This is a genomic window from Streptomyces lycii, assembly GCF_009735685.1.
GTDB lineage: Bacteria > Actinomycetota > Actinomycetes > Streptomycetales > Streptomycetaceae > Streptomyces > Streptomyces lycii.
In genome coordinates, this window is sequence record NZ_WHPN01000261.1 from 1 (window position 1) to 8,762 (window position 8,762).

The 8,762-nt window shown below is 75.7% G+C and carries 8 protein-coding genes; 3 read left to right on the forward strand and 5 right to left on the reverse strand.

The features are described from left to right. Positions 1–588: 588 nt before the first annotated feature. Positions 589–1,179 (reverse strand): TetR/AcrR family transcriptional regulator, encoded by a 591-nt coding sequence (locus GCU69_RS11890; protein WP_098750638.1) that lies wholly within the window; start codon positions 1,177–1,179, stop codon positions 589–591. Between the two features lie 85 nt (positions 1,180–1,264). Here GCU69_RS11890 and GCU69_RS11895 point away from each other — a divergent pair, with 85 nt between their 5' ends. Both GCU69_RS11895 and GCU69_RS11900 read left to right on the forward strand, forming a co-directional pair. Beyond that, complete coding sequence (locus tag GCU69_RS11895) at positions 1,265–2,494, forward strand: FAD-dependent monooxygenase (protein ID WP_156205986.1); 1,230 nt, start codon at positions 1,265–1,267, stop codon at positions 2,492–2,494. A 71-nt stretch (positions 2,495–2,565) separates the two neighbouring features. Next, positions 2,566–3,492 (forward strand): Gfo/Idh/MocA family protein, encoded by a 927-nt coding sequence (locus GCU69_RS11900; RefSeq protein WP_156205989.1) that lies wholly within the window; start codon positions 2,566–2,568, stop codon positions 3,490–3,492. On the opposite strand, the gene lnt is transcribed toward GCU69_RS11900, so the two are convergent. From lnt to GCU69_RS11920, 4 genes are all read right to left on the reverse strand, one after another. After that, complete coding sequence (gene lnt / locus GCU69_RS11905) at positions 3,413–4,999, reverse strand: apolipoprotein N-acyltransferase (protein WP_156205987.1); 1,587 nt, start codon at positions 4,997–4,999, stop codon at positions 3,413–3,415. The genes GCU69_RS11900 and lnt overlap by 80 nt on opposite strands. Positions 5,000–5,098: 99 nt before the next feature. Continuing rightward, positions 5,099–5,842 (reverse strand): FadR/GntR family transcriptional regulator, encoded by a 744-nt coding sequence (locus tag GCU69_RS11910; RefSeq protein WP_098750635.1) that lies wholly within the window; start codon positions 5,840–5,842, stop codon positions 5,099–5,101. Positions 5,843–5,973: 131 nt separating this feature from the next. Continuing rightward, positions 5,974–6,810, reverse strand: coding sequence for a class II fructose-bisphosphate aldolase (locus tag GCU69_RS11915; protein ID WP_098750634.1), 837 nt, complete (start codon positions 6,808–6,810; stop codon positions 5,974–5,976). A 4-nt stretch (positions 6,811–6,814) separates the two neighbouring features. Further along, positions 6,815–7,813, reverse strand: coding sequence for an SIS domain-containing protein (locus GCU69_RS11920; protein WP_156205988.1), 999 nt, complete (start codon positions 7,811–7,813; stop codon positions 6,815–6,817). 102 nt (positions 7,814–7,915) lie between these two features. Here GCU69_RS11920 and GCU69_RS11925 point away from each other — a divergent pair, with 102 nt between their 5' ends. After that, positions 7,916–8,695, forward strand: a complete 780-nt coding sequence (locus tag GCU69_RS11925) for a DeoR/GlpR family DNA-binding transcription regulator (protein ID WP_098750632.1) — start codon at positions 7,916–7,918, stop codon at positions 8,693–8,695. Positions 8,696–8,762: the final 67 nt, after the last annotated feature.

Genomic DNA, 8,762 nt, shown 5'->3' on the forward strand with positions numbered 1-8,762 from the left:
GTCCTGCGCCCGAAAGTCGCGGCCGGCGTCGGGACCGGTGCGGACCAGATCCTCTCTCGCGCGCGGCGGACGCGGCCCCTGCGGACCGGTCCGCCGCTCCGGGGCGGAGGGGCTCGCGCGCTCCCCGGCCCGGTCCGGTTCGCCCGGTCCGGACACCGTGAAACACCCGGCCAGAGCCGGAACCATCAGAAACGCCGCCACTGCTGCTCGTTGTCGCACCGGACCAGGGTCCTCGCCCGGCGGCCCGGTGGGCCGGGCGACGGACCGCGGGACCCTCGCAGGAGTGACGGGCCGTCACCCTTCCGGGTCGGCCCGTGCGGCAGCCGGGTGAGCCGCCGTGACCTCAGGCCGTGAGCGTGCCGCGCAGCAGTCGTGACCTCAGGCCGTGAGCGTGCCGCGCAGCAGTCGTGACCTCAGGCCGTGAGCGTGCCGCGCAGCAGTCGTGACCTCAGGCCGTGAGCGTGCCGCGCAGCAGTCGTGACCTCAGGCCGTGAGCGTGCCGCGCAGCAGTCGTGACCTCAGGCCGTGAGCGTGCCGCGCAGCAGCCGTGACCTCAGGCCGTGAGCGTGCCGCGCAGCAGCCGTGACCTCAGACCGTGAGCATGCCGCGCAGCAGCTCCGCCACGCTGTCCCGCAGCTCCCGCCGGGACGGGACGGCGGTGTGGTACGACCCGGCGGAGCAGGCGAACAGGATCCCGTCGCACCAGGCGACCAGGGACAGCGCGTGCCGCCGCGGCGCCCGTGAGCCGAGGGCCGAGAGCAGTTGCTCCACCGGTTCCCTGAAGCCCCGGCCCTCCGCGTCGTAGAGGGCGCGCAGCTCCGGCCGGCGGGAGGCCTCGAGCGCCAGCTCGTACCGGGCGACCAGCAGCGGACGGTGGGCGGAGAGATAGCGGTGCAGGGCCAGGGCCATGGCGTCCACCGCACCCTCCAGGCCGCCCGCGGCCTGCGGCATCTCCGCGGGGGTGAGCACCGCCTTCTCCCGTTCCGCGAGCCGCCGCACGGTCAGCTCCAGCAGCGCCGCACGGGTGCGCGCGACATTGGACGTGGAGCCCTGCGGCAGGCCCGCCGCCTCGTCCACGGCGCGGTGCGTCAGACCGCGCAGTCCCCGCTCGGCCAGGAGTGAGAGCGCGGTGTCCGCGACCTGTTCGGCGCGGTCGGGTCGGGGAATTCCGGTGGCCATGCCCGCCAACCTATCGCGGTCACTACAGAAGTAGTACGCTGGATCCCGATACTACAGGTGTAGTGCATTCTGGAGGGCAGGCATCATGCAGCAGCTTCGTGCCGTCGTGCTCGGCGGCGGAATCGGCGGACTCACCGCCGCGGCGGCCCTGCACCGGCGGGGCTGGACGGTGACCGTCCTCGAGCGTGCCGGGGCCCTCGAACCCGTCGGGGCCGGAATCGCCCTGGCCCCCAACGCGCAGCGGGCCCTCGACGTGATCGGGGCGGGCGACGAGATCCGCGCGATGTCCGCCTGGCAGGACGCGGGAGGGCTGCGGCTGCCCGGCGGCCGCTGGCTCTCCCGGACGACCAGCGACGCCGCGGCACGCCGGTTCGGCGGCCCGGTCGTCGTCGCCCACCGGGCCGAACTCGTCCGGCTGCTCGCCTCCCGGCTCCCGGCGGGCTCGGTGCGGACCGGTGCGGCCGCCGTGCTCACCGACCCCGGGGACGCCGGCCGTCCCGCCCGGGTGGAGGTGACCGGCGGGGAGGGGCAGGCCGGCGACGGCACCGAATTCGAAGCCGAGCTGGTCGTCGGTGCGGACGGGCTCCACTCCGCCACCCGCCGGACCCTGTTCCCGGACCATCCGGCACCCCGGTACGCCGGATTCACCAGCTGGCGCCTCGTTGTGCCCCGCCCCGCGGCGCCGTTCGAACCCCACGAGACCTGGGGCCGCGGCTGCCTCTGGGGCACCGTGCCGCTGCACGACGGCCGCGTCTACGCCTACGCCACCGCCGTGGCGCCGCCCGGCGGCCGGGCGGCGGACGACGAACGGGCCGAGCTGCTGCGGCGCTTCGGCGGCTGGCACGAACCGGTCCCGGCGATCCTGGCCGCCGCGTCCCCGGACGCCGTCCTCCGCAACGACGTGTACGCCGGCACCGAGCCGCTCCCCGCCCACCACCACGGGCGCGTGGCACTCGTCGGCGACGCGGCCCACCCCATGACGCCGAACCTCGGGCAGGGCGGCTGCCAGGCCGTCGAGGACGCCGTCGTGCTCGCCGGACTGGCCGGAACCGCCCGGACCCCCGGCGAGCTGAGCCGGGCCCTCGCCGGCTACACCGACGCCCGGCTGGGCCGCACCACGGACGTCGTGCGGCGCTCCGCCCGCGTCGGCAGGCTCTCCTCCTGGACGTCGGCGCCCGCCTGCGCCCTGCGCACCGCGGTCTTCGCGGTCGCGGGACGGCTCGGCCCGGGGCTCGCGCTGCGCAGCCTCGACGGCATCGCCGACTGGAGCCCGCCCGCCACCCCGCCGGAGCCGGCCCGCCGCCCCGTATGCTGACCGGCCGGAGAACGAGAACGAACGAGATCGAGATCGAGAACGAGAACGAGGCCGTACCGGACCAGGAGTTCATGGTGAACGCCGCACCGCTCAGAGTCGGCTGTGTCGGGCTCGGGGACATCGCGCAGAAGGCCTATCTGCCCGTGCTCGCCGCACAGCCCGGCATCGAACCGCATCTGCACACCCGCACACCGGCGACGCTCGAACGGGTCGGCGACAGCCACCGGATCCCCGACGGCCACCGCCACCCGACGCTGGACGCCCTGCTGTCGGCGGACCTGGACGCCGCCTTCGTCCACGCGCCGACCGCGGCCCACGCCGGGATCGTCACCCGGCTGCTGGAGGCGGGGGTGCCGACGTATGTCGACAAGCCGATCGCCTATCACTACGCGGAGTCCGAGCGGATCGTCCGGCTGGCCGAGGAGCGGCGGGTCGGCCTCGCCGTCGGCTTCAACCGCCGTTACGCGCCCGGCTACGCGCAGTGCCTGGAACACCCCCGCGACCTGATCCTGATGCAGAAGAACCGGAAGGGCCTGCCGGAGGACCCGCGCACCTTCGTGCTCGACGACTTCATCCATGTCGTCGACACCCTGCGCTTCCTGCTGCCGGGAACGCCCGACCACATCGCCGTCCGCACCCGTGTCCGGGACGGGCTGCTGCACCACGTGGTGCTCCAGCTGTCCGGCGACGGCTTCACCGCGATCGGCACGATGAACCGGATGAGCGGCTCCGCCGAGGAGGTCCTGGAGGTGTCCGGCCAGGACAGCAAGCGCCAGGTGCGGGACCTCGCCGAGATCACCGACCACAAGGGGCAGCCGAGCGTGCGCCGCCGCGGCGACTGGGTTCCGGTGGCCCGGCAGCGCGGCATCGAGCAGGCCGTGCTGGCGTTCCTGGACGCCGTACGGGCGGGCCGGACGCTCAGTGCCCGGGACGCGCTGAGGACCCATGAGCTGTGCGAGCGGGTCGTGTCGGAGGCGTCGCCCGGCGCCGGCGCCTGACCCCCAGGGCCTCGCGGGCGAGGAAGACGGCGAGGGCCGCCGCCGCGGCGTGCACCGGCCAGTCGCCGAAGCGCACGTACGGGCTGGTGCCGCGGGCCAGCGGCACCTCGTAGACCTCGGCCGCCCGGGTGTCCGTGCCCAGGGTGCGGCCGATCCGCTCACCGCGCGGGCCGTGCACCGCGCTGACGCCGGTCAGCGTCGCGTGCACCATGGGGCGCCAGGTCTCCGCCGCGCGGAGCGCCGCCAGCGAGGCGTGCTGCCGCGGCGCCCAGCTGTCCTGGAAGGTCGAGGTCGCCGACTGGGCGACCAGCAGGCCGGCGCCCTCGCGCACCAGATGGCGGCTCATGTCGGGAAAGGCCGACTCGAAGCACACCAGCGGACCGATCCGCAGGCCGTGGTTCCCCGGCGGTTCCATCAGCACCGGCGCGGTGCCGCGCCGCCGGTCCTCGGTGGCCGCCCGGCCCACCGAGGTGGCCCAGCCCAGCAGCGAACGGGCGGGGACGTACTCGCCGAACGGCACCAGGCGCATCTTGTCGTACCGCTCCCCGGTCGCCCCGCCGGGGCCGACCAGCACCGAACTCTTGAAGATGCCCGGGCGGTCCGACCGCCGCGCGTCGACGTTCACCAGCACGCCCGCCCCGGCCTCGCGGGACAGCGCCGCCAGCCGCTCCGCCAGGTCCGGCCGGTCGCCCAGATCCCGGCCGACGCTGCTCTCGCCCCAGACGACCAGGTCCACGTCCCGGCCCGCGAGCTGCCGCGTCAGGGCCTCCTCGCGGTCGAAACGGCGGTCGACACTGCCCGTACCGTCGATCACGCCGGGCTGTACGACCCCCACCCGCACCGTGCCGGCCGGCTCCGGAAGCGGGGCGAGCGCCCATCCGGAGACCGCCACCGCCGCACAGGCCGCCAGGCCGGCCACCGCCGCGAGGCGGGCGCGCCGCACCGCGATCAGCACGGCCAGGGCCGTGTTGACCGCCACGATCAGGAAGCCCAGCAGCCAGACGCCGCCCAGCGAGGCGATCCGCAGCGCCGGCGGCACCTGCCAGTGACTGGCGCCCAGCAGACCCCAGGGACCGCCCAGGAACTCCCAGGAGCGGACGAGTTCGGCCAGCAGCCAGCCGGACGGCACCAGCAGCAGCGCGGCCGCAACGGACCGTCCGCCCGGCCGGCCGTGCAGCAGCCGCCGCACCAGCCATCCCCACGGCGCCCAGAGCAGCCCCAGCAGCGCCGTGAGCAGCAGGATGAAGACGTGCAGACTCGGCATCAGCCAGTGGTGGACGGCGAGCAGGAAACCGGCGCCGCCGAGCCAGCCCCGCAGGGCGGCACCGCGCGGCGTGGCCGCCGACATCAGGAGCAGCAGCCAGGGGACCAGGGCCGCGTACGCCAGCCACCACAGGGCCGGGGCGGGGAACGTGAGCGCCGGGAGGGCGCCCGCCACGGGGGCCGCGGCCGTCAGCCACCGGGCGGCGCCGGACCGCCGGCGCGGCCGCTCCTCCGGCTCCCGCATGCGACGCCTCCCTCGCTCCGGCCCGCTGCCGCTGTCCGATCAGTCTGCGTCAGGGAAACGGCCGTGGCCAGGGCACCCGCGGCGGACGGGGCCGGCGGCTCAGACGACCGGCGAGACGGCCGGAGCGGCCGTACGGGCGCGGGCCGCGGAGATCCTCCGGCGCAGCGGCGCGTAGTGCTCGCGCAGGGCGGCGGCGAAACCGGCGCCGTCACCGGCCCGTGCCGCGGCCACGAGGTCCCGGTGGACGGCCACGATGGCGGCCTCGTCCTCCGCGCCGACCGCCCGGAGCCCGGGCCCGACGAGCGCGTGGACGTCCCAGAACGCCATGCTGAGCTGTCCGACCAGCTCGTTGCCCAGCGGTTCGACGAGCAGCGCGTGGAACGCCCGGTCGGCCTCCGCGAAGGCGGGCGACGCGGTGCCGTGCTCCCGCATCCTGCCCACCAGCGCGTCCAGGGCGTCCAGCCGGGCCGGGCCGAGCGAGGCGACGATCCGGTCGGCCATGCCGCGTTCGAACAGCTCCCGTACGTCGATCAGATCGGCCATCAGGTGGATGTCGTCACCGTGGCCGAGCAGCCCGCGGAACGTGAGGCTCTCCACGAGCGCGGACAGGCTGAGCCGTCCGACGTACGTGCCGTGGCCGTGCCGGACCTCGACGATGTCCAGCGCGGTGAGCGCGTTCACCGCCTCCCGGACGCTGGACCGGGAGGCGCCGAGCGCCGCGCAGAGCGCGCTCTCCGTCGGCAGCGGGTCCCCGGGCCGCAGCTCGTTCTCCAGGATGTGGCGCTTGATTCCCTCGGTGACTTCCTGGCGCAGCAGCGTGCGCCCGGTCCGGGCTTCCCGCATGTCGTACTCCCCACCTCTCGCCCCTTCGCCCGGCGGCCCCTCCTCGGCCGCGGGCGGATCCCAAGAGAGTACGGCGGACGGGGTGCCCCGGGAGCCGGTCTCCGCGCCGCGGCCCGGGGGCTGCCGGGCCGTCAGTCCGCGAGCAGCCGGAGCAGCCGGGCCGCCACGGCGGCCATCTCCTCGCGGGCCGGGCGGAGGTAGGTCCGGGGGTCGACCACCGCGGCGTCCGCGGCCAGGGCCTGTCGGACCCGGCGGGTGTAGGCGATGTTGAGGGCGGTGCCGATGTTGAGCTTGACCATGCCGCTGCGGACCGCGAGCCGGAGCTGGTCGTCCGGCACCCCGGAGGAACCGTGCAGCACCAGCGGGACCGGAACCGCCTCGCGCAGCGCGGCGATCAGGGTGTGGTCGAGCCGGGCGGTGCGTTCGGTCATGGCGTGCGAGCTGCCGACGGCGACCGCCAGCGCGTCCACTCCGGTCGCCGCGACGAAGGCGGCCGCCTCGGCCGGGTCCGTCCGCGCCCCGGGAGCGTGCGCGCCGTCCTTGCCACCGATCTCGCCCAGCTCCGCCTCCAGCCAGAGACCCTGCCCGTGCGCCCACGCGGCGGCCTCGGCGGTGGCCCGGACGTTCTCCGCATACGGGAGCTTCGAGGCGTCGTACATCATCGAGGACACCCCGGACCGTGCGCAGGCGTGCAGCAGCTCCCGGCTCTCCACGTGATCGACATGGAGTGCGACCGGTGTCCGCGCGCCTGCCGCGAGCGCCGACGCGCCCGCGAGGACGGCGTCCGGCCGGCCGCCGTGGAACTTCACGGCGTTCTCGCTGACCTGGAGGACCGTCGGCAACCCGGTGGAATCCGCCGCCCGGGTGACGGCTTCCGCGTGTTCGAGCGTGATGATGTTGAACGCGGCCAGCCCGCGGCCGGCGGCCCGGGCGGCGGTGACCAGTTCGGCGGTGGTGGTGAGGGGCACGGCGTCAGTCCAGGACCACGGAGCGGGTGAGGTTGCGCGGCCGGTCCGGGTCGGCGCCGCGGGCCTCGGCGAGCGCCACGGCCAGCCGCTGGGCGCGGACGAGGTCGGCCAGCGGGTCGTACACCGGGCCCGGTCCGGAGCGCGGGCCCTCCCCGGCGTCCGGAGCATCCCCGGAGCCGGAGCGGGGGGCGGAACCGGACTCGGGAGCGGAACCGGACTCGGTGGCCTCCCCGGAGCCGGCGACCAGCGTGCCCCCGGTCGCGGCGACATCGGCGGCCAGCCCCTCCGGCAGCCGGCCGAAGACCCAGACGGCCCGCCCGGGTCCGGTGACGCTGACCGGGCCGTGCCGGTACTCCATGGCCGGGTACGCCTCCGTCCAGGCGCCCGCGGCCTCCCGGAGCTTCAGCGCGGCCTCGTGCGCCAGCCCGACGGTCCAGCCGGTCCCCAGGAAGGTGACCTGCCCGGCGGCGGCCAGTCCCTCGGGCAGCGGTGCGGCGAGGGCCCGTTCCGCGTCGGCGGCGGCCGCTGCGAGGTCCTCGCCGAGCTGCGCCCGCAGCAGGGCCAGCGCGCTGGTCGCGAAGCGCGTCTGGACCACGGAGCGTTCGTCGGCCCAGTCGAGCACCGCCGCCTCGCCGGCCGCGCGCACGACCGGGCTCGCCGGGTCGGCGGTGATCGCCGAGGTGGGGGTCGTGCCGAGTGCGGCGAGCAGGCGCAGCACCTCGCTCGTGGTGCCCGAGCGGGTGATGGCGAGCACCCGGTCGTAGCGCCGGTGTGCGGGGAACTCGGAGGCGGCGAACGCGTCCGTCTCGCCCTGGCCGGCGGCCTCGCGCAGCGCCGCGTAGGACTGCGCGACGAACCACGAGGTGCCGCAGCCGACGACGGCTGTCCGCTCGCCGGGCCGCGGCAGTACGCCGCCGAGGGACGGCGCCAGCTCCGCGGCGCGCCGCCAGCAGCCGGGCTGGGACTGGATTTCCGCGACGGTGGCGGAGACGGCCGGGGGCATGAGGGCTCCTCTGCTGTGCGCACGGAATGCTCGATAATGATTGTTCCATGCGTTAAATGAGCAGTAAAGAGCAGTGGCGTGAGCGTGTGCGAGGCTACGGGCGTGGCGAAGCAGCAGCGGTGGAGCTCCCTGATGGAGCTGTTGGCACGCGAGGGACGGCTGGAGGTCGAGGAGGCCGCCGGCCGGCTGGCGGTGTCCCCGGCCACCATCCGGCGCGACCTCGACGAACTGGCGGCGCAGCGCATGCTGGTCCGCACCCGGGGCGGGGCCGTCGCGCACGGCGTCTCCTACGAACTCCCGCTGCGGTACAAGACCGCGCGCAACGCCTCCGAGAAGCAGCGGATCGCCCGGGCGGTGTCCGAACTGGTGGCCCCCGGGGACGTGGTCGGCCTCAACGGCGGCACGACGACCACCGAGGTCGCCCGCGCCCTGGCGCTGCGCGAGGACACGGGCGCCGCCGGGCCGGCGCTCACCGTGGTGACCAACGCCCTCAACATCGCCACCGAACTCGCCGTCCGGCCGCAGATCAAGATCGTGCTGACCGGCGGGGTGGCCCGGCCGCAGACCTACGAACTGGTGGGCCCGCTGACCGGCGGCGTGCTGCGCGAGGTCGTGCTCGACGTCGCCGTGCTGGGTGTCGACGGCATCGACCCGGAGCGGGGCATCCTGGCGCACCACGAGGACGAGGCGCACATCAGCCGCCTGCTCGCCGAACGCGCCCACCGGGTCGTCGTCGCCGCGGACTCCTCCAAGGCCGGGCGGCGGGCCTTCGCCCGCATCTGCGCGCTGGAGCGGGTGCACTGCCTGGTCACGGACACGGCACTGCCCGAGGACAGCCGCGCGCGCATCGCGGACCTGGGCGTCCGGGTCGTCACCGTCTGACCGCCGCGAACCGGAGGGGAACGGGGGCGCCGCACCCCCGCGCGGACCCCGGCGGCGCGTCTGCGAC

Bases quoted from the DNA above. Each gene is read 5' to 3' on its own strand.
- GCU69_RS11895 (WP_156205986.1), top strand. From the start codon at position 1,265: ATGCAGCAGCTTCGTGCCGTCGTGCTCGGCGGCGGAATCGGCGGACTC.
- GCU69_RS11910 (WP_098750635.1), bottom strand. From the start codon at position 5,842: ATGCGGGAAGCCCGGACCGGGCGCACGCTGCTGCGCCAGGAAGTCACC.
- GCU69_RS11890 (WP_098750638.1), bottom strand. From the start codon at position 1,179: ATGGCCACCGGAATTCCCCGACCCGACCGCGCCGAACAGGTCGCGGAC.
- lnt (WP_156205987.1), bottom strand. From the start codon at position 4,999: ATGCGGGAGCCGGAGGAGCGGCCGCGCCGGCGGTCCGGCGCCGCCCGG.
- GCU69_RS11920 (WP_156205988.1), bottom strand. From the start codon at position 7,813: ATGCCCCCGGCCGTCTCCGCCACCGTCGCGGAAATCCAGTCCCAGCCC.
- GCU69_RS11900 (WP_156205989.1), top strand. From the start codon at position 2,566: ATGGTGAACGCCGCACCGCTCAGAGTCGGCTGTGTCGGGCTCGGGGAC.